Annotated in this window: 21 protein-coding genes and 3 tRNA genes; 15 read left to right on the top strand and 9 right to left on the bottom strand. The window is 33.7% G+C overall.

Translation table 11 applies throughout. The features are described 5' to 3' along the window. The first annotated feature begins 7 nt into the window (after positions 1-7). Genes ED556_RS07410 through ED556_RS07400 form a run of 3 tightly spaced genes read left to right on the top strand, consistent with a single transcriptional unit; the run spans position 8 to position 2,833 of the window. A complete protein-coding gene (locus tag ED556_RS07410; protein WP_296321495.1) occupies positions 8-511 on the top strand; it encodes a TrmH family RNA methyltransferase in 504 nt (167 codons plus the stop codon). Between the two features lie 38 nt (positions 512-549). Continuing rightward, a complete protein-coding gene (locus ED556_RS07405; RefSeq protein WP_296321493.1) occupies positions 550-1,644 on the top strand; it encodes an AI-2E family transporter in 1,095 nt (364 codons plus the stop codon). Positions 1,645-1,651: 7 nt separating this feature from the next. Further along, positions 1,652-2,833 carry a class I SAM-dependent methyltransferase gene (locus ED556_RS07400; RefSeq protein WP_296321491.1) on the top strand — a complete coding sequence of 394 codons (1,182 nt, stop codon included), beginning with the start codon at positions 1,652-1,654 and terminating at the stop codon, positions 2,831-2,833. Positions 2,834-2,852: 19 nt separating this feature from the next. Here ED556_RS07400 and ED556_RS07395 read toward each other — a convergent pair whose 3' ends face one another. After that, positions 2,853-3,119 carry a heavy-metal-associated domain-containing protein gene (locus tag ED556_RS07395; RefSeq protein WP_296321486.1) on the bottom strand — a complete coding sequence of 89 codons (267 nt, stop codon included), beginning with the start codon at positions 3,117-3,119 and terminating at the stop codon, positions 2,853-2,855. 148 nt (positions 3,120-3,267) lie between these two features. Here ED556_RS07395 and ED556_RS07390 point away from each other — a divergent pair, with 148 nt between their 5' ends. Further along, on the top strand, positions 3,268-4,101 hold the full coding sequence (locus ED556_RS07390) for a universal stress protein (protein WP_296321483.1): 834 nt from the start codon (positions 3,268-3,270) through the stop codon (positions 4,099-4,101). A gap of 96 nt (positions 4,102-4,197) precedes the next feature. On the opposite strand, the gene ED556_RS07385 is transcribed toward ED556_RS07390, so the two are convergent. Then, complete coding sequence (locus ED556_RS07385) at positions 4,198-4,422, bottom strand: hypothetical protein (RefSeq protein ID WP_296321480.1); 225 nt, start codon at positions 4,420-4,422, stop codon at positions 4,198-4,200. A gap of 141 nt (positions 4,423-4,563) precedes the next feature. Here ED556_RS07385 and ED556_RS07380 point away from each other — a divergent pair, with 141 nt between their 5' ends. The 10 genes from ED556_RS07380 (at position 4,564) to ED556_RS07335 (ending at position 13,778) form a co-directional block, all read left to right on the top strand. Continuing rightward, complete coding sequence (locus tag ED556_RS07380) at positions 4,564-6,951, top strand: heavy metal translocating P-type ATPase metal-binding domain-containing protein (RefSeq protein ID WP_296321477.1); 2,388 nt, start codon at positions 4,564-4,566, stop codon at positions 6,949-6,951. Beyond that, on the top strand, positions 6,948-7,334 hold the full coding sequence (locus tag ED556_RS07375; protein ID WP_296321475.1) for a hypothetical protein: 387 nt from the start codon (positions 6,948-6,950) through the stop codon (positions 7,332-7,334). Before ED556_RS07380 ends, ED556_RS07375 begins: the two co-directional genes overlap by 4 nt. Positions 7,335-7,422: 88 nt before the next feature. Next, positions 7,423-7,605, top strand: coding sequence for a cbb3-type cytochrome oxidase assembly protein CcoS (ccoS, locus tag ED556_RS07370; RefSeq protein ID WP_296321473.1), 183 nt, complete (start codon positions 7,423-7,425; stop codon positions 7,603-7,605). Between the two features lie 6 nt (positions 7,606-7,611). Then, on the top strand, positions 7,612-9,816 hold the full coding sequence (gene ccoN / locus ED556_RS07365; RefSeq protein ID WP_296321470.1) for a cytochrome-c oxidase, cbb3-type subunit I: 2,205 nt from the start codon (positions 7,612-7,614) through the stop codon (positions 9,814-9,816). A 3-nt stretch (positions 9,817-9,819) separates the two neighbouring features. Beyond that, positions 9,820-10,014, top strand: coding sequence for a CcoQ/FixQ family Cbb3-type cytochrome c oxidase assembly chaperone (locus ED556_RS07360; RefSeq protein WP_296321467.1), 195 nt, complete (start codon positions 9,820-9,822; stop codon positions 10,012-10,014). Next, entirely contained in the window at positions 10,011-10,979 is a 969-nt protein-coding gene (locus tag ED556_RS07355; RefSeq protein ID WP_296321464.1) for a cbb3-type cytochrome c oxidase N-terminal domain-containing protein, read from the top strand. The genes ED556_RS07360 and ED556_RS07355 overlap by 4 nt, the downstream gene beginning before the upstream one ends. Before the next feature lie 48 nt (positions 10,980-11,027). Next, positions 11,028-12,449, top strand: coding sequence for a cytochrome c oxidase accessory protein CcoG (gene ccoG / locus ED556_RS07350; protein WP_296321461.1), 1,422 nt, complete (start codon positions 11,028-11,030; stop codon positions 12,447-12,449). A 22-nt stretch (positions 12,450-12,471) separates the two neighbouring features. Next, on the top strand, positions 12,472-12,918 hold the full coding sequence (locus tag ED556_RS07345) for a FixH family protein (protein WP_296321459.1): 447 nt from the start codon (positions 12,472-12,474) through the stop codon (positions 12,916-12,918). Further along, positions 12,919-13,626 (top strand): sulfite exporter TauE/SafE family protein, encoded by a 708-nt coding sequence (locus ED556_RS07340; RefSeq protein ID WP_296321456.1) that lies wholly within the window; start codon positions 12,919-12,921, stop codon positions 13,624-13,626. Between the two features lie 11 nt (positions 13,627-13,637). Further along, positions 13,638-13,778: a hypothetical protein gene (locus ED556_RS07335; protein ID WP_296321453.1), complete on the top strand. Its 141-nt coding sequence runs from the start codon at positions 13,638-13,640 to the stop codon at positions 13,776-13,778. A 7-nt stretch (positions 13,779-13,785) separates the two neighbouring features. On the opposite strand, the gene hemN is transcribed toward ED556_RS07335, so the two are convergent. From hemN to ED556_RS07305, 6 genes are all read right to left on the bottom strand, one after another. Next, complete coding sequence (hemN, locus tag ED556_RS07330; protein ID WP_296321451.1) at positions 13,786-15,147, bottom strand: oxygen-independent coproporphyrinogen III oxidase; 1,362 nt, start codon at positions 15,145-15,147, stop codon at positions 13,786-13,788. 77 nt (positions 15,148-15,224) lie between these two features. Beyond that, a complete protein-coding gene (locus ED556_RS07325) occupies positions 15,225-15,689 on the bottom strand; it encodes a hypothetical protein (protein ID WP_296321447.1) in 465 nt (154 codons plus the stop codon). Positions 15,690-15,871: 182 nt separating this feature from the next. Beyond that, a tRNA-Arg gene (locus ED556_RS07320) sits at positions 15,872-15,945 on the bottom strand. A gap of 131 nt (positions 15,946-16,076) precedes the next feature. Continuing rightward, positions 16,077-16,151: transfer RNA gene (locus ED556_RS07315), tRNA-Pro, on the bottom strand. A 78-nt stretch (positions 16,152-16,229) separates the two neighbouring features. Next, positions 16,230-16,316 (bottom strand) — tRNA-Ser (locus ED556_RS07310). A gap of 122 nt (positions 16,317-16,438) precedes the next feature. Further along, positions 16,439-17,092 (bottom strand): rhomboid family intramembrane serine protease, encoded by a 654-nt coding sequence (locus ED556_RS07305; protein WP_296321444.1) that lies wholly within the window; start codon positions 17,090-17,092, stop codon positions 16,439-16,441. A gap of 57 nt (positions 17,093-17,149) precedes the next feature. Here ED556_RS07305 and ED556_RS07300 point away from each other — a divergent pair, with 57 nt between their 5' ends. Then, complete coding sequence (locus tag ED556_RS07300; RefSeq protein WP_296321441.1) at positions 17,150-18,031, top strand: lysophospholipid acyltransferase family protein; 882 nt, start codon at positions 17,150-17,152, stop codon at positions 18,029-18,031. A 6-nt stretch (positions 18,032-18,037) separates the two neighbouring features. Here ED556_RS07300 and glmM read toward each other — a convergent pair whose 3' ends face one another. Then, the gene (glmM, locus tag ED556_RS07295) at positions 18,038-19,426 is read right to left on the bottom strand and encodes a phosphoglucosamine mutase (protein WP_296321438.1); all 1,389 of its coding nucleotides are present in this window, start codon (positions 19,424-19,426) and stop codon (positions 18,038-18,040) included. Positions 19,427-19,467: the final 41 nt, after the last annotated feature.

The following is a 19,467-nucleotide window of genomic DNA, read 5'->3' as shown; positions in this document are numbered from 1 at the left end:
TTCCTAATTGCAGCGTACTCATTACAATTCAAACTTTAAGAAACAACAATTCCCAATAACTATTGTCTGTGATGCTATTAGCAATGCGCCAAACATTGGAAGCCTATTTAGAGTAGCTGATGCTTTTGGAGTTGAAGAACTTATTTTTTGCGGTGAAGATATTGAGCTTGGTAAACGCATGAAGAAGACATCACGTTCTACCGAAAAGTATGTTAATTACAAGGTTGGTATAGACATTAATAAGGTAATTCAACGTTTTAAAGAAAAAGATTACCAAATTATAGCTTTGGAAATTACGACCAATAGTAAGTCATTATATGAACTTCAATTAAACAAAAACAAGCCTATTGTATTAGTATTAGGCAATGAAAATTTGGGGATTTCAGAAGGTATACTCAGCACAGCTGATGATATTATGCACATAAACATGTATGGTGAGAATAGCAGCATGAATGTCGTTCAGGCCACTAGCATTGCATTGTACGAAATAACAAACCAACTTAATTCCTGAAATTTGTACTACTAAATTTATTTCAGCATCTTTGAGATATGAATTCAAAAACCATTGCAAACGGAATCTTAAGAGCTACTTGTATTCTTGTTGCGACTACACTAGTTCTCTATTTTCTATACAAAATACAATCTGTTATTGTTTACATAGCTGTCGCTGCTGTAATTTCGCTTATTGGAAGACCCGTTGTTCTATTTTTAAGACGCAAACTTAAATTCAATGCAACAATTGCAGTTGTTGTTACTATGTTAATGTTTATTGGTATTCTCATTGGTTTAGTATCTATGTTTATACCACTTATTAAAGATCAGGGCAAAAGTTTGGCATTGCTTAACTCAGTTGAGTTCAATAATAATATCAATTATATTTATGGGCAATTGGTAAACTATTTTGAGTTTAATGACATAGATATCGAACAATCTATCAAAGAATCTGGCCTGCTATCTAAATTCGATTTCTCTGCTATACCATCGTTTTTAAATAGCGTTATTAGTGGCGTTGGCAGTTTTAGCATTGGTTTATTCTCGGTCTTATTCATCTCGTTTTTCTTCTTAAAAGACAGTAAACTTTTTGAAAATGGTATTATGGCTTTTGTACCTAAAGGCAATGAAGACAAATCAAAAAACTCCTTCAATAAGATTAAAGATTTATTATCTCGCTATTTTATAGGTTTGGTGTTTCAGATACTTATCCTATTTATAATTTACACGATTGTACTACTCATTTTCGGAATTGATAATGCAGTAGTTATAGCGTTTTTATGTGCGCTCCTCAATTTAGTGCCTTATGTTGGTCCATTGGTTAGTGCATTTTTAATGCTATTTTTAAGTATAACAAGCGGCTTAGGTCAAGAATTAAGTTTCAATAACGAGATATTACCAAAAACCACATATGTAATGCTTGGCTTTGTAATAGCACAATTGGTTGATAATTTCTTAAGTCAACCTATTATCTTTTCAAAAAGTGTAAAATCGCATCCATTAGAAATATTCTTAGTAATTATAATAGCAGGAATCCTATTCGGTATTGTAGGAATGATAATAGCAGTACCAACTTACACAGCTATCAAAGTGGTACTTAAAGAATTTTTATCTGAATATAAAGTGGTTAAAAAACTAACCAAAGGTTTGTAATTGTCTTTTGAATCCAGACATTTTAAATACCGAAGTTCAAGCGTTTATATCAAAAAATCTAAAGACGGATATTACTTCGTTGTTGCTGAAAGGTGTTCCTTTTGAGAATATTGATTCTAAGGACATCATCGAGCAAATTGAAGCTAAAAAACGCTGTGAAATCAAACTTCCATCTTGGTATAATACTAAGAATATTTATTATCCTAACAAGTTAAATATAGAGCAAACTTCCTCTGAAAAAACAGCAAATTATAAAGCGCAATTAATAAATGGTGACACTTTAATAGACATAACTGGAGGCTTTGGTGTTGATTGTCTTTATTTTTCAAAACAGGTAAAAAATATTACCCATTGCGAAATTAATTCTGAACTGTCAGAAATTGTAAAACATAACTATAAGAACTTAAATATTTCTAATATAGAATGTCGTAATGAAAATGGAATTGACGCCTTAAAACAAATAGACAAACCATTTGATTGGATATATATCGACCCATCACGTAGAGATGATTCTAAAAACAAAGTATTCTTATTGTCCGATTGTACACCAAATGTAAAAACGTTTCAAGGTCTGTTTTTTAAATATGCTAAAAATGTGATGATAAAAACATCACCACTGCTAGATATAAAAGCTACAAGAAATAATTTAAAGTTTGCAAAGGAATTGCATATTGTTGCTGTTAATAATGACGTGAAAGAATTACTCTGGATTTTAGAGCGCGATTATGACGCTGAATTCACAATTAAGGCAGTAAATCTTACAAAAACAAGTCCTCAAACATTTCAATTTAGTTTTAACGAAGAAAGCAATACTATTCCAGAATATAGCTTGCCTCTTACCTATCTCTACGAATCAAATTCTGCAATTTTAAAGGCAGGTGCATTTAATATACTAAGTGATAAACTAAACATTCCAAAACTTCATCAGCACTCGCATTTATACACTTCAGATGAGCTCTTAAATTTCCCAGGTAGACGTTTTATGATTGTGAAATGTATCCCGTTTAATAAGAAAGCATTTTCAAAAGAAGGTATCTCTAAAGCCAATGTTACCACTCGTAACTTTCCACTTTCGGTAGGTGATATCCGTAGAAAACTTAAGGTTAAAGATGGCGGTGATGTTTACCTATTCTTCACGTCTGATCTTAACAACTCTAGAGTAATCATAATCTGTAAAAAAGTAAAATAATAATTTAATAACTAAGAAGTTACTGTAATCTGCCTATTGCACATTGCACGTAAGACTTTGCTTTATCCATAATAGTATTAGGATCGCCAGTTATAGGATATCCAAGTGCTGAGAGAGCTTTTCGCAACTCTATATGTGCACTTTCTGTAGCATATTCAAAAGCAACTTCACTAGATTCTATGTCGATTTTGATATTGCTTATACCATTGACCTTTTTGATGTGCTTAATTATGGAATTTTTACAGCCGCTACATTTTAAATTCTGAATAGTAACCTTGGTATTCATATGCAATTTAATTTGCAACAAACATAACAGGTTTATTATGCATAAATTATGACATATATCACCTAGTTTTTAATTGGATGATAAATGTCATCTTTTTTGAAATATCAATAGTCTAATTTTGATTTTATATCACACAAATACTTTTCTCATGAAAACACTATTAATACCCGTAGACTTTTCAGACACATCAAAAAAAGCTTTAAAAGTAGCTGCAATTATAGCAAAACGTGTTAACGCCAAGATTGTTCTTACCCATATGGCTGGTATTGAAAGTGGCTTAACTAAAGAACCAAATAATTTTGAAGAAGCACTTTATTACAGTAAACTTATAGGCAAGAAATTTGAAGAGTTTACTCAAGTTTCTTTTTTAGATGGTGTAATAGTAGAACCAGTACTGCAAAAGCATTTAAGCTTTGCATCTGTATCCGAAATGGCAATTGAACTGGATGTAAATCTCATAGTAATGGGATCGCATGGCAGTCAAGGTTTAGAGGAATTTTTTATGGGCAGCAATACAGAAAAAGTAGTTCGCTCTTCAGAGATACCTGTATTAGTAATAAAGGATAATGATTTAAACTTTGCACCAGAAACTGTATTGTATGCAAGTGATTTTAAACTCGAGACTGTTTCTGCTTACAATCGTATAGTTGAAATTAATAAAATGCTCGGTACACGTTTAGAGTTTTTATATGTAAACACTCCAGCTAATAATTTTAAAACTACTTATGAAATGGACGACGTCTTATTAGACTTCTTTAAAGAAGTGAAACATTCTAATCCAGTTGAAGCGATAAAAACAGTAAAGCGATTTTCTGATTATACTGTAGAACAAGGTATTATGAGATATGCTGCGCTAGTTGGCGCTGATATTATTGCAATACCTACTCATGGTAGAAAAGGATTAGCGCACTTCTTGCAAGGTAGCATTAGCGAAGATGTTGCAAATCATGCAAAAATGCCGGTGCTAACTGTAAAGATGTAAAAATGATATAAACGATTATTAGTATTGGTTAATAATAATTGTTTAGAAGCCCTTAACAGCGTAGTTAAGGGCTTCTTTTATTCTGTCAGAGATGAACTAATTTCTTCCTAAGTCTGATCGATCTTCATAGAAATCTTCAAATGTTTTATCAGTTTTATAATCGTCTTTTAGGACTTTAACAACTGAAAAAACAAGTAATACTTGACCAACAATAGTTAAATAAAATACCGTTGAGAAGATGAGATTCATGGCCGCAAAAATGGTTACTATTATGAGAATAGAAGTTGTTAATGCTAACCAAAACATTCCATTGGTTTTCATGCTATACTTTTTTCTAACAATTTAAGAACTAATACAATTCTTTAATTCAAAAAAATCTTAAAAGATGATTTTTATCATCTTTTAAGAAGTGATTAATATTCAATTTTGCCTCAGGTATAAGCAAATTTGAAAAATTAGACTATGGAAAGTTGTTACCATTGTGGTGATGATTGCAGAGACACAACTATTGTGCTTCAAGACAAACACTTCTGTTGTAATGGATGTAAAACTGTTTACGAAATATTAAACGAGAATGACCTCACTTACTATTATGACCTCGAACAATCACCGGGTATTTCACCTATTCGTTTTGAGGGCAAGTTTGATTATCTGAAAGATGAGCAAATAGCATCTAAATTACTTGAATTTAATGAGCAAGATACCCAAATCGTTAACCTTTTAATACCTTCTATTCATTGTAGTTCATGTATTTGGGTACTAGAACATCTTGGGAAAATAAACAATGGTATCATTAGTTCACAGGTTAATTTCCCAGAAAAAACGGTTAGAATACAATTTAACACTCAAGCGCTTTCGCTTTTTAATGTAGTTCAACTACTTACTCGACTTGGTTATGAGCCATACATTTCGTTAGAAGACGATGATACTAAACAAAAGAAAACTGACCGTAGCTTAATATATAAACTTGGTGTTGCAGGATTTGCATTTGGGAATATCATGTTTTTATCATTTCCTGAATACTTTGAGGTAGATGAATTTTGGTTGGATCGTTTCAAATTTGTGTTCCGTTGGTTAATGTTTTTGTTTGCATTACCTGTGGTTTTTTATTCAGGTTGGGATTATTTTATTTCTGCATTTAAAGGACTACGTTCAAAACTATTTAATATAGATGTACCTATCGCACTTGGAATAAGTGTCTTATTTGTTAGATCTGCTTTAGAAGTTATACTAGATATTGGTACAGGTTTTTTTGACAGTCTATCTGGTTTAGTATTCTTTTTATTGCTTGGCAAGTTCTTTCAGAAAAAAACCTATGCGTATTTATCTTTTGAGCGTGATTACAGGTCTTACTTTCCACTTGCAGTTACTCAATTAGCCAAAGACAGTAATGAAGAAAAGCAGACCCAAATCAAAAATTTACAGCCAGGCGATAGAATTTTAATACGCAATGAAGAGCTCATTCCTGTTGATGCTATTTTAATTTCTGGTAATGCTTTTATTGATTATAGTTTTGTAACGGGCGAAACACAACCCGTTGCTAAGAGTTCTGGCAGTAAAGTATTTGCTGGCGGCCGTCAAGCAGGTGGAAGCATTTTATTAGAAGTAATAAATGCCGTCGAACAGAGTTACCTTACACAACTTTGGTCAAATGATGTGTTCAATAAAAAGAATACATCAGCTTTTCAGACGCTCACAGATCAGATTAGTAAACGCTTTACACTTGTAATTATTAGCATTGCCATTCTAGCACTCGGTTTTTGGTTGTGGTATTTGCCTGCTGAAGCTCTAAATGTATTTACGGCTGTGCTTATCGTAGCATGTCCTTGTGCAATTGCACTAGCAGCACCTTTTACTTTAGGTAATATTCTGCGCTATTTTGGCAAGGCAAAACTGTACTTAAAAAATGCTGAGATTATCGAACGGATGTCACAATTAGATACACTTGTATTTGATAAAACTGGTACGCTTACAACTAGCGAAAAAAATAATATTACTTATCATGGTAAAGCACTAAACCCAGAAGAACAAAATTTACTAACCAATACATTACGTTCTTCGAATCATCCACTTAGTAGAGCATTATACCAATGGTTACAAAGTGAAGAAATTTACACTTTAGATGATTTTAAAGAAGATGTTGGCAAAGGAATTCATGGTTCAAAAAATAAGCAACATATATATGCTGGAAGCCTTAATTATATAAATCAATCAAACCACACTCAAAATCAAGTTGAAAATCACAACACAACTCAAGTACATGTAGCAACTTCTAACGATTATAAAGGGTTTTACAGTTTTTGCAACGATTACCGAAACGCATTAAAATCAACATTCAATAATTTAAAAAAGTACAATCTTATTGTTTTATCAGGTGATAATGACAATGAACGAGAAGCACTTTCAAAATTACTACCAAAACACACAGAGTATTTTTTTAATCAAAAACCAGAAGACAAGCTAGATTTTATAAAAAAACTCCAATCTCAAGGAAAAAAGGTTTTGATGTTGGGTGATGGTTTAAACGATGCAGGAGCACTAGCGCAGAGTGATGTTGGTATAGCAATTTCAGAAAACATCAATGTTTTTTCACCAGCATGTGATGGTATCCTAGATGCTAATCAGTTTTCATTACTCCCAAAGTTTTTTTCTCTGTCACGTAAAGCAATTCGCATCATTAAATATGCATTCATTTTCTCATTACTATATAATCTTATTGGACTAGGATTTGCTATAACTGGACATTTAAAACCTGTAATAGCGGCTATACTAATGCCCCTAAGTTCTATAAGTATAGTAGTATTTACAACAATATACACCTATTTGGTAACCAAAAAATTAAGAGTATGAAATCTGTAAAATCTATGCAATCAAGCAATCCTGATTTAGCATTTGTAATAGCAGCAAAAGAGTACGGAACTAATGAAATTGTGAGTCTGTTACATAACAACTTTAATGATAAAAAAAGTCTGGCTGGAATGACTTGGTTAAATCAATTTGAAAAACAATTAGAACACTTACAACAAGTTCAATACAAGCAAATTTTGATTTGTGCTACAATAGAAAAATACTGGCAACGGACTTTAAAAAATTTCATTCATGCTATAGAAAAACTAAACGCAATATACAAGTCGAATAATCAAATGGCTGAAGCTCCATCATGCCCCTTAAATAATAGGCTTAGTACTATCAATCAAAAGGCAAAACTGGCATTATTGTACATAGAAGTATAATAGTGTAAAAAAGAAAATATGCAAACTGATAAAAGTCATCTTTTTTGGTAAAAAGTGATGGTAGTTTTACAATCAAATTCAGGTAGGTATGAGTATTATTTATATGCTGTTAGCAATTAGTGTTATTGTAGCACTTGTCTTTTTTGTTGCTTTCATTTTTTCTGTGAGAAAAGGACAATATGATGACACTTATACTCCATCTATACGAATTCTTTTTGAAGACGAAATAAAAACAGAAAAATCACCCAATACAAATAGTACAAACAACTAAAAAACTATGGAAGTACAACAGTTTTATTACGATAATAAGATAGTCCGAAAATTCATTGTAGCAACAATGTTTTGGGGTATTATCGGAATGGCAGTAGGACTATTACTCGCATTTATGTTCTTATTCCCTAATCTTACAGATGGAATATCGTGGCTTAGCTTTGGTAGATTAAGACCCTTGCATACAAATGCCGTAATATTTGCCTTTGTAGGTAATGCAATTTTTGCAGGAGTCTACTACTCTACGCAACGATTACTTAAAGCCCGAATGTGGAAAGATTGGCTAAGTAATTTCAATTTTTGGGGATGGCAATTAATTATTGTTGGGGCAGCTATAACCTTACCATTAGGTTATACGACATCAAAAGAATATGCCGAATTAGAATGGCCTTTTGATATTGCCATAGCACTAGTTTGGGTGGCCTTTGGAGCCAACCTCATTGGTACAATTTTAAAAAGAAGGCAACGCCATTTATATGTAGCCATTTGGTTTTACCTAGGAACATTTGTTACTGTCGCTGTACTCCATATTGTAAACAGTATTGAAATCCCTGTTAGTGCTCTAAAAAGTTACTCGGTTTATGCCGGAGTCCAAGATGCGCTAGTACAATGGTGGTACGGCCATAACGCAGTAGCCTTCTTTTTAACAACACCATTTCTTGGATTGATGTACTACTTTGTACCTAAAGCTGCTAATAGACCTGTATATTCTTATAGATTATCAATAGTACACTTCTGGTCACTCATCTTCATTTATATATGGGCAGGACCACATCATCTATTGTATTCTTCACTACCAGATTGGGCACAAAATCTTGGAGTTGCATTTTCGGTTATGCTTATAGCACCTTCTTGGGGTGGAATGATTAACGGGCTATTAACGTTACGTGGTGCGTGGGACAAAGTAAGAACCGACCCTGTTTTAAAATTCATGGTAGTAGCTATTACTGGTTATGGTATGGCAACCTTCGAAGGTCCAATGCTATCTCTAAAGAATGTGAACGCTATTGCTCACTTTAGTGATTGGGTTATTGCTCATGTACATGTTGGTGCATTGGCATGGAATGGTTTCTTAACCTTCGGAATGGTCTATTGGTTAATTCCTAAACTATTTAAAACAAAGTTGTGGTCAACAAAACTGGCTAATGTTCATTTTTGGGTAGGTACACTAGGTATCATTATGTATGCTTTACCAATGTATGTAGCTGGATTTGTGCAAGCATCCATGTGGAAACAATTTAACCCTGATGGCACATTAGTATATGGTAATTTCCTTGAAACGGTAAGCGAGATTATTCCAATGTATTGGATGCGTGCTATTGGCGGAAGTATGTTTGTTGTAGGAGCTTTAATCGGTGTATATAATGTAATTATGACCGCAAGAGCTGGACAGAAAGTAACAGACGAACTTGCTGAGGCTGCACCACTACAAAAAGTAACCAAAAAGCGTACAGCTAAAGAAGGTTACCACACATGGTTAGAGAGACGTCCGGTAAAACTTACCATTTATGCTACAATCGCAATTCTTATTGGTGGTATGGTTCAAATTATTCCATCATTAATGGTAGACGATTATGTTCCTGTAATTAGTAGCGTAAAACCATACTCGCCTCTTGAACTAGAAGGTCGCGATATTTACATTAGGGAAAGCTGTAATGCATGTCACTCACAAATGGTGAGGCCATTTAGAAGCGAAGTAGAACGTTATGGCGAGTATGCAAAAGCTGGTGAGTTTGTTTACGACCATCCATTCCTTTGGGGAAGCAAGCGCACAGGACCAGACTTATTGCGTATAGGTGGCAAATACAGTGACAATTGGCATCTAAATCATTTTTACGATCCTCAAAGCACATCTTCGGGTTCAATAATGCCTTCATATAAATGGTTAATTAAAAATGAACTCGACAAGAGCCTGACTGAAGATAAAATGAGAGCTATGAAAACCTTAGGTGTTCCATATACTTTAGAAGACATTGAAAACGCACAACAATCGATGGATGAGCAAGGAGCAAAAATTGAACAAAACCTCTATACAGATCCAGATTTTGCTAAAGCCTATGAGGCTGATAAAACGTATGCAAAAGATAATAATGAAGACTTTATAGATATGAAAGATCGAGAGGTCGTTGCACTTATTGCTTATCTACAGCGATTAGGTACAGATATTAAAGTTAAAAATGCAGGTGACACTGCAGTAAATTTAAACGAATAAGCGATGTTAAAATTTGTAAAACAAAACCTAGAACAGATTGATAGCGTAGAAATATACCCTATCATTTCATTACTCATTTTTTTCATCTTTTTTACTGCTCTTTTTTGGTGGGTTTTCACTGCTAAAAAACAGCATATAAAAGAAGTAAGCGAAATTCCATTAGACGATAGTATAATCAAAAAATCAAATCAATCATGAGAACAACCGCATCCTATATTCGTATTACACTTTTTACAATAATCAGTGCAATATTTCTAATGTACGTGACCTCAGCAGAGGCACCATTACAATCGCTTTCTCAAGTTTGGTATTGGGTTATTTTAGGAACTGTGATTCTGTTCATGATGGCTATTGAGGTCTGCGTTGCAGCTCTACAACGAGTGCTTTATTTATCACTTGATCTAGAAGCACAAAAACGATTTGATGAGAAAATGGCTTTAGAAAAAGCTAACCAATTCAAATGGTTTAAGGAAACGTACAAAAAGTTATTAGGTAGCAAACCTATAGAAGAAGAACATGAAATTATACTAGACCATAACTATGATGGCATATTAGAACTCGATAATAAATTACCACCATGGTGGTTATATGGGTTTTATGCAACTATCCTTTTTGGAGTAATCTACTTGGCACGTTTTCATGTTTTTGGAGACTATACCCAATCTGAAGAATATGATACTGAGGTTGCAATTGCAAAAGCAGAAATTGAAGAATGGAAAAAAACTGCTAAGGATTTAGTAGATGTAAATACTGTAACTCTACTTACCGAAGCAAGTGATATAAATGCAGGTAAAATCATTTTTAACGAACGCTGTGTAGCATGCCATAAAGCTGATGGTGGCGGCGGTATTGGACCAAATTTAACAGACGAATATTGGATTCTTGGTGGTGGCATTAAAAATGTATTTAGAACTATATCAGAAGGTGGTCGAGATGGAAAAGGTATGGTACCGTGGAAGACAGAATTAAAACCTTCAGAAATGGCACAAGTAGCCAGTTATATCTTAGGTTTTCAAGGCACTATACCAGCTGAACCAAAAGCTGCAGAAGGAGATATTTGGATAGATCCAGATGCATCAATTGAAGAAGAACCTGTGGAACAAGAAGCAGAAATAGAGGCTACTGAAACTACAGAGGAAGTCCTAATCAACGCAGATAATTAAATATCAAATTATTCAATAAAACGAGTTAAGCTTATACTAAATTAATTCATGGAAACACCTCCAAATGAAATATTTAGAGACAGTATAAGTACTGTTACAGCTGAAGGAAAGCGGTCGTGGATTTTTCCAAAAAAACCTGAAGGACGTTTCTATGAATGGCGTAAACTTGTAAGCTATGGCTTACTCACTATTCTATTTGTTTCACCTTTTCTAAAAATTGGAGGCAACCAGTTTTTAATGTTCAATGTATTAGAACGACGTTTCAATATTTTTGGACAACCTTTTTGGCCTCAAGACTTTCACCTATTTGTCATTATGATGATTATCGGTGTTGTATTTGTGGTATTTTTTACGGTAGCTTTTGGTCGATTATTTTGTGGCTGGATTTGTCCGCAAACCATTTTTATGGAATTGGTATTCCGTAGAATCGAATATTGGATTGATGGTGACAGAGGTAAACAAATACGCTTATCTAAAATGCCATGGAATGCCGAAAAGATAAAAAAGCGTACATTGAAATGGAGTATCTTTTTTATCATTTCATTTCTTATAGCCAACGTTTTTTTAGCCTATCTCATAGGTAGTGATCAATTATTAAGATACATAACAAATGGGCCATTAAACCATCTAAGTACATTTATTTCACTACTTATTTTTACTGGAGTATTCTATTTTGTGTTTGCTTGGTTTAGAGAACAAGTATGCATAATTGCTTGCCCTTATGGTAGATTGCAAGGTGTTTTATTAGACAATAAATCTATTGTAGTCGCCTATGACCACAAACGTGGTGAAAAAGAAGAAGGAAGAGCAAAATTCAAAAAAAATGAAGATAGAGCTACAACTGGTAAAGGAGATTGTATAGACTGTTTTCAGTGCGTTCATGTTTGTCCCACAGGAATTGATATCAGAAATGGTACACAGTTAGAATGTGTAAACTGTACAGCTTGTATTGATGCTTGCGATAAGATGATGGATAATGTTGGACTTCCAAAGGGCCTAATCCGCTATGCTAGTGAAGATAATATTGAGAAAAAAGCAAAATTTACATTTAGTCCACGATTAAAAGGTTACAGTGCCGTATTAGGAATTTTAACTGCCGTTTTAATAGGAATGCTATTCCTACGTAATGATGTTGAAGCTCGCATTCTAAGGTTACCTGGTCAGCTATACGAACGGAAAGCAAACAATGTTATAAGCAACGTTTACACGTACAAATTGGTAAATAAGACTACTGAAGATATCGAAGATGTCACTTTTAAAATCCTGTCTCACAACGGAACTATTTCAGTAGTATCGCATGAAAAATTTACTGTGCCTCAACAAGGATTAGCAGAAGGTACATTATTTATAGAGTTAAATGCAAGTGCACTTAATGGAGATAAAGACAGACTAGAAATAGGTGTTTACAGTAATAACGATTTAATAGAAACGACAACAACGGCCTTTTTAGGACCTAGAAATTATAGATAGTTAAATATTAAAAGATAGAATTATGAAATGGAATTGGGGAAAAGGGATTGTATTAGGGATGCTCGGGTTTATGAGCTTTATATTATATCTCGTCATTACTATGAGTACAGATAAAAAGTATAGCCATGATTTAGTAACGGAAGAATATTATGCTAAAGAAATGGCCTACCAAAACGAAATTGATAATGAGTCTAATTTGAAAACATTATCACAACCTATTAAAGGAAAGAAAACAACTGAAGGATGGCTTATAAGCTTTCCTGAAGAAATCAATGAAACAAATACCAAAGGTAAAGTGTTCCTATATCGACCATCGAATCAGAAACTGGATTTTGATTTTCCATTACTTCTAAACACGTCTAATTTGCTCATACCTGACAATAGGCTGCTCGATGGTCGGTGGAACATAACTATAGAATGGGAAACCAATAACGAAACCTACTTATACAAAAAAGCAATAACATATTAAATGGTTTATTCCGCGTTAATATTGGGTTTGTTAGGTAGCTTACATTGTGTTGGCATGTGCGGCCCTATTGCTTTTTTGCTACCATTAGATAGAAAGCGTAAATCTAAACGCATACTTGAAATACTAAGTTATCATAGCGGCAGGTTATTTACTTATGCAGCTCTTGGTTTCATTTTTGGATTATTAGGCAAACGGTTGCAACTGTTTGGCTTACAGCAACAGCTATCGATCATTATAGGTGCTCTTATGATAGTTGTTATTATAATTCCCAATAAATATTTCAATAGATATAACTTTTCTAAGCCTATATATAATCTTGTTTCAAAAATTAAGCAGAAGATTGGGTTTCAAATAAAAAAGAAAGAACCAGGCACGTTTTTTACTCTAGGATTTTTTAATGGACTACTACCATGCGGACTAGTTTACATGGCAGTTTTTGGTGCTATAGGCACTGGTAGTATGTGGCAAGGTAGTTTGTATATGGTATTTTTTGGGCTGGGTACTATTCCACTTATGACAAGTGCTATTTACATAGGTAATTTTTTAAAAGGAACAATAAAAACACGTATTGTGAAACTGATTCCAGTGTTTGTTGTTGTAATAGGACTATTGTTCATTTTAAGAGGATTAGGATTAGGAATAAAGTATATATCACCAACAGAAATGGTAGCAGTTGAACAAACATCTTCAAAACATAGCTGTCATTAAATCAAATAGTTATGGATACTTACATTTTAATTTTTATAATAGTTGCAGCGCTAATACTATTCTTAGGCTTACTAAGCTGTACACTTGCAATTGAAAGCATCAATAATGCTTCTAACGATAAATCGCGACAAGAAATAGATTCAAAAAAGTAGTGAACTATTAAATCGTCATTGAAAAGAGCTTAGTATCTGGTTTTTTTCGTTGTAATCTCAAATCAAAAGGTAAACAGATGTTACGCACAAAGGGTTTTCCTTTCTCAGTAACTTCTATTTTATGGGTGTACAAATTTACGAGTCCATCATGTTCTAACTCTTTTAACTTGACTAATACATCTGGAATTTCAGGAAAGTATAGAGCGTCATCTTCCCAACTTGTCTCAAAACGACACATTAGATTCAAAATGTGTTGTCTTATAACTAAGTCTTCATTAGTTAAGATATGACCACGATATACTGGAAAAATAGTTTTGTTAACTAAATCTTGATATGCTTCAACACTCTTGACATTTTGAGCAAAACCATACCAACTATCTGCTATAGCAGAAACACCAAGGCCAATCATTAAATTGGTTTTACGAGATGTATAGCCCATAAAATTTCGGTGCAGATTACCTGAAGCCTTTGCTTTAGACAATTCATCATTTGGTAAAGCAAAATGGTCCATACCTATGTCTTCATATCCAGCGTCAAGTAACATCATTTTTCCTACTTCATACTGAATTCGTTTTTGTTTTGCAGTAGGTAAATCACAATCCTTAAATCCACGTTGCCCATTGCCTTTAATCCATGGCACATGAGCATAACTATAAAAAGCTATTCGTTCTGGACGAAGCTTTACGGTAGATGCAATAGTATTGATTACATCTTCTTTAGTCTGAAAGGGTAATCCATAAATCAAATCATGACCTACAGATTCATAACCTACACTTCTTGCAGTTAATGTTGTTCTAGAAACATTTTCATACGGTTGAATTCTGTTGATAGCCTTCTGTACTTTTTCATTATAATCTTGTACACCATAACATACACGCTTAAATCCAAGTTCATTAAGTACAATTAAATGTTCTTTTGAAGTATTGTTAGGATGTCCTTCAAAGCTAAACTCAACATTTTCGGGCTTTCTAGCCATCATCAAGATGCCATTAATCAACATACTTAAATTGTCTGGAGTGAAAAACGTAGGAGTGCCACCACCTAAATGTATTTGAGATACTATTGGTTTTTCGCCCAATAGATCTACATACATACTGAACTCTTTTATTAAACTTTTTATGTATGGAGTTTCAACATCATGGTTTTTAGTAATGCGTTTGGTACAACCACAAAATGTGCACATTGACTCACAAAAAGGTAAGTGAATATAAAGGCTAATTTTTCTACCATCTTTACGTTCATAAAAACGTTGTTTCAATGATGATTTCCAGGCTTTTAAAGAGAATTGATCTTGATTCCAATACGGAACAGTAGGATAACTGGTGTACCTTGGACCAGCAACATTATATTTTGAAACTAAAGTGCACATAGAATTGATTTAAACTTGTGCAAATCTAAAGTTGAAAAGAATTTTAAAAGATGATTTTTGTCATAATGAATTTAAAATTAAACTGTTTCACGCTCAATTTTAAAGCAAACACCAGTTATTGATATAAGACCATCGTCAAGGTCCAATTCCTCTAAAGATTGAATAGAATATAGGGTATTTGTTGTTTTAGTTTCTTCTATATATGGAAGTACAGAATGAAGCATGTCGTATGCATTAAACTTTATTAATCTAAAGAGTAAATCTAAATCCGTTTTCTTAAGTACATCTAAAGTAGGCCAGCCCAATTGCTTAAACTTTATGAGTTCGTCAAAACCTTCTTGGTCGTCATCTTGCATTTCAGCTTGTCTAAAATTTTCAAAATATTCACTTATTAAATCTATAAAATCATTGAAATTTAGTTCAATTTTATAGTTCAATTTATCATGTCCAACCCAGCGCTGAAACTGACCGAAATTAAAAGTAGGGACAAAAATTTGTGTTCTATCAACAATGCTATTTTGAACAATGGCTGAAATTCCCATTAATGATCTACGATTTAAGAATAATGCAGTAAAGATATAAAACATAAAGCCTTACTATTTCTAGTAAGGCGTTTTGTAATCGCGACAGGATTATATATCCAAAGCGCTCCGCTTTGAAAATAGTACAAACAAAAAAACGCTCAAGCAAGCTTGGCGTTTTTTCTTATCGAACTATGTATTCGTGATCGCGACAGGATTCGAACCTGTGACCGTCTGCTTAGAAGGCAGATGCTCTATCCAGCTGAGCTACGCGACCATTCAAGGATTACTTCCCTATGTTCAGTGATCCTGAAAATGTGTTGTTGCAAAAAGCTGTGCTTTTTACAAAAGCCCTCTTCAATTTTTTATGAAAGTAAACTTTCTAAAAAATCTCAATTAAGCTTTTTGTCGGGGTGGCAGGATTCGAACCTGCGACCTCCGCGTCCCAAACGCGGCGCGATAACCGGGCTACGCTACACCCCGGACTGAGTGTAAAAAAATGTCTGGTAGACATTTTTAGCGAAAGGGCCAGCCGGTGTGTTGGCCTTTCTATTCTCATTCTGGCGGAGAGACCGGGATTCGAACCCGGGCAACACTTACGCGTTGACAGATTAGCAATCTGCTCCATTACCACTCTGGCACCTCTCCTAAAATCACAAATAAAGAACGTTCCTTAAAATTGCGGATGCAAATGTAACTTTTAGTATTTAAGAACGCAACAATTTTTTTTAGTTTTTTAAGATATTATCTAACTAATTATAAGAGAGACTTTAAGATAATTTCCCAGTTTTATAAAGGACAAATAAAACTAAAATAGGAATAGCCAATAAACCAATATGACCTAAGTCAGTTTTGAACAAAGAAGGTAATAATAACAGTGTAACAGCATATCCTCCTACCGCACCACCAAAATGCGCATCATGACCAATATTACCTATGCGCTTTTTCATGCCATATATGGAGTATAATAAGTAACCAATTCCAAAAACATAACCTGGTATAGGAATTGGAACAAAGAACATATATAGGCTCATAGAAGGTTCTAACAAAATAGCTGAATACAATATTCCAGTCACTGCTCCACTAGCACCTATAGCACTGTACCAGTATTCATCTTTATGAAAATATAGAGATAGTAGATTTCCAAAAATAAGACTTGCGATATAAATGATAATAAAATTGAAACTACCTAATGCATCGATTACAGGGTTTGCAAAAAAATAGAGCGTAAACATATTAAATAGTAGATGCATGGAGTCTGCATGCAAAAATCCTGAGCTAAGCATTCGGATATGCTCATTGCGTCTTATACTTCCTACATTAAATTTATATCGCTCAAAAAAAAGTCGGTCTTCAAAACCTTTAAATGAAATAATTACATTAGCCGCAATTATAACAATAGTCACTATACTTAAATTGTACATAAAGTCGCTCTTAATAGTTCAAAGATAGTATATATTTGTGCTATAAAATAAACCTGAATGCAACTCATAGCATACATCCTTATTTATCCAATTTTATGGTTGATATCAATACTGCCTTTTAGGCTTTTGTATATGTTATCGGATGTTGTTTGTTTCTTAATATACAGAATTTTTAAGTACCGTAAAAAGGTTGTGAAATCTAATTTAAGATTAGTTTTTCCTGAGAAGTCTCAAAAGGAAATAGAAGCCATTTGCTCTAAATTCTATAGTCATTTATGTGATTTGTTTTTAGAGATGATAAAAACTATGAGCATTTCTAAATCTGAAATGCACAAACGTTTTGTGGTTAAAAACCCTGAAGTTTTACACCTGCTAGAAAAAGACGGAAGGAGTTGTTTGGTTATGTTTGGTCACTACGCCAGTTATGAGTGGTGTACTACGATGCAATCACACATAAATCTTCCTGGGCTTGTAATCTATAAGAAAATTGCCAATACGTATTTCGATAATCTTGTTAGACGTATACGTTCAAAATTTAATACTGAACTTGTTGATACTAGAAATACAATTACTAGAATTGAGGAAGTCATAGCAAATAATGACCCGAGAATGATTGCATTTTTAAGTGATCAGTCTCCAAAGCTCAAAAAAACAAATCACTGGTTAGAATTTATGGGTATTGAAGTGCCATGCTTTATTGGTGCTGAAACTACTGCGAAAAAGTATAATTTCCCTGTAGGTTACGTTAAAATAAATAAAGTAAAACGTGGCCACTATGAAGCAGACATTATACTAATCACAGAACACCCTCAAGAAGAAGAGGATTATATGATAATGAAAACCTTTAATCAACTTTTAGAAGAACAGATTAGAGACAATCCTGTCTATTACCTCTGGACACATAAACGCTGGAAACACAAGGATAAAAAACCTACTTAATTGGGTTTAGATATTTGCTATCGCTTTAATTTCTGCAATTATCTTATCAGCAAGTTCGTCAGCTTCAATTTGTGATTGTGCTTCAGTATATATTCTAATAATAGGCTCAGTATTACTTTTTCTTAAGTGTACCCAACTATTTTCAAAATCTATTTTAACACCATCAATAGTTGTTAATCTTTCATGGCTATACTTAGCTTCCATAGTCTTCAAGATAGCATCAACATCCAAGCTTGGTGTTAATTGTATCTTTTTCTTACTCATGAAATAGTTAGGATACGTTGCTCTAAGCTCACTCACTCGCATTTTCTTTTCTGCCAATAAACTTAAAAATAATGCAACACCAACAAGAGCGTCACGTCCGTAATGCAATTCAGGATAGATAATACCACCATTACCTTCACCTCCGATAATAGCATTGTTTTTCTTCATAAGCTCAACAACATTGACTTCACCAACAGCACTTGCTTCATAAGTTCCGCCATGGTTTTTTGTGACATCGCTTAAAGCACGAGTAGAACTCATATTACTTACAGTATTTCCAGGAGTTTTACTTAACACATAATCTGCACAGGCCACTAAAGTGTATTCTTCGCCAAACATCTCTCCTTTTTCATCCATAAAAGCTAATCGGTCTACATCTGGATCAACTACAATTCCAAAATCAGCATGTTCATCTACTACAGCTTTCGCCAAATCACCTAAGTGTTCTTTTAAAGGCTCTGGATTATGAGGAAAATGCCCAGTTGGGTCACAATATAATTTTACTGGATGTACACCTAAACGGTCTAATAACAAGGGAATAGCAATTCCGCCAGTAGAATTTACACCATCAACAACTACTTTAAAATTAGCAGCAGCAATTGCTTTTTTATTTACTAGAGAAAGATTTAACACCTCATCTATATGCATATCAATATATGCTTGGTTTATTGTAATCTTACCTAGATGATCTACATCGGCAAATTCCATATTAGTAGAGTTTGCAATATCTAATATCTTTTTTCCTTCAACACCATTCAAAAATTCGCCTTTAGCATTTAATAATTTCAGCGCATTCCATTGTTTAGGGTTATGGCTAGCAGTTAAAATAATACCACCATCTGCATGTTCCATTGGTACAGCAACCTCAACAGTTGGTGTAGTTGACAGTCCTAAATCTATAACATGAATTCCCATACCCACAAGTGTTTGCATGACCAAACTCTGTATCATTTCTCCAGAAATTCTTGCATCACGCCCAACTACGACTCGGTAATTGTCTTTTTGACGTTGATTTTTAAGCCAGGTTCCGTAGGCAGCAGCAAATTTAACAGCATCAATTGGTGTTAAATTCTCTTCTACTTTTCCGCCAATTGTTCCTCGAATTCCTGAAATAGATTTTATAAGTGTCATGTTGTATTTAATTTTCCGCAAATATAATGGTAAACTATTTT

It is taken from the genome of Winogradskyella sp. (assembly GCF_003712105.1).
GTDB lineage: Bacteria > Bacteroidota > Bacteroidia > Flavobacteriales > Flavobacteriaceae > Winogradskyella.
This window is presented reverse-complemented; position numbering and strand designations above follow the sequence as displayed.

Excerpts from the sequence above, each read along its gene's own strand:
- ED556_RS07360 (WP_296321467.1), top strand. The coding sequence starts at position 9,820 with ATGTTAAAATTTGTAAAACAAAACCTAGAACAGATTGATAGCGTAGAA.
- ED556_RS07305 (WP_296321444.1), bottom strand. The coding sequence starts at position 17,092 with ATGTACAATTTAAGTATAGTGACTATTGTTATAATTGCGGCTAATGTA.
- ED556_RS07325 (WP_296321447.1), bottom strand. The coding sequence starts at position 15,689 with ATGGGAATTTCAGCCATTGTTCAAAATAGCATTGTTGATAGAACACAA.
- hemN (WP_296321451.1), bottom strand. The coding sequence starts at position 15,147 with ATGTGCACTTTAGTTTCAAAATATAATGTTGCTGGTCCAAGGTACACC.
- ED556_RS07335 (WP_296321453.1), top strand. The coding sequence starts at position 13,638 with ATGGATACTTACATTTTAATTTTTATAATAGTTGCAGCGCTAATACTA.
- ccoG (WP_296321461.1), top strand. The coding sequence starts at position 11,028 with ATGGAAACACCTCCAAATGAAATATTTAGAGACAGTATAAGTACTGTT.
- ED556_RS07395 (WP_296321486.1), bottom strand. The coding sequence starts at position 3,119 with ATGAATACCAAGGTTACTATTCAGAATTTAAAATGTAGCGGCTGTAAA.
- ccoN (WP_296321470.1), top strand. The coding sequence starts at position 7,612 with ATGGAAGTACAACAGTTTTATTACGATAATAAGATAGTCCGAAAATTC.
- ED556_RS07300 (WP_296321441.1), top strand. The coding sequence starts at position 17,150 with ATGCAACTCATAGCATACATCCTTATTTATCCAATTTTATGGTTGATA.
- ED556_RS07390 (WP_296321483.1), top strand. The coding sequence starts at position 3,268 with ATGAAAACACTATTAATACCCGTAGACTTTTCAGACACATCAAAAAAA.
- ED556_RS07355 (WP_296321464.1), top strand. The coding sequence starts at position 10,011 with ATGAGAACAACCGCATCCTATATTCGTATTACACTTTTTACAATAATC.
- ED556_RS07380 (WP_296321477.1), top strand. The coding sequence starts at position 4,564 with ATGGAAAGTTGTTACCATTGTGGTGATGATTGCAGAGACACAACTATT.
- ED556_RS07340 (WP_296321456.1), top strand. The coding sequence starts at position 12,919 with ATGGTTTATTCCGCGTTAATATTGGGTTTGTTAGGTAGCTTACATTGT.
- glmM (WP_296321438.1), bottom strand. The coding sequence starts at position 19,426 with ATGACACTTATAAAATCTATTTCAGGAATTCGAGGAACAATTGGCGGA.
- ccoS (WP_296321473.1), top strand. The coding sequence starts at position 7,423 with ATGAGTATTATTTATATGCTGTTAGCAATTAGTGTTATTGTAGCACTT.
- ED556_RS07385 (WP_296321480.1), bottom strand. The coding sequence starts at position 4,422 with ATGAAAACCAATGGAATGTTTTGGTTAGCATTAACAACTTCTATTCTC.
- ED556_RS07345 (WP_296321459.1), top strand. The coding sequence starts at position 12,472 with ATGAAATGGAATTGGGGAAAAGGGATTGTATTAGGGATGCTCGGGTTT.
- ED556_RS07405 (WP_296321493.1), top strand. The coding sequence starts at position 550 with ATGAATTCAAAAACCATTGCAAACGGAATCTTAAGAGCTACTTGTATT.
- ED556_RS07375 (WP_296321475.1), top strand. The coding sequence starts at position 6,948 with ATGAAATCTGTAAAATCTATGCAATCAAGCAATCCTGATTTAGCATTT.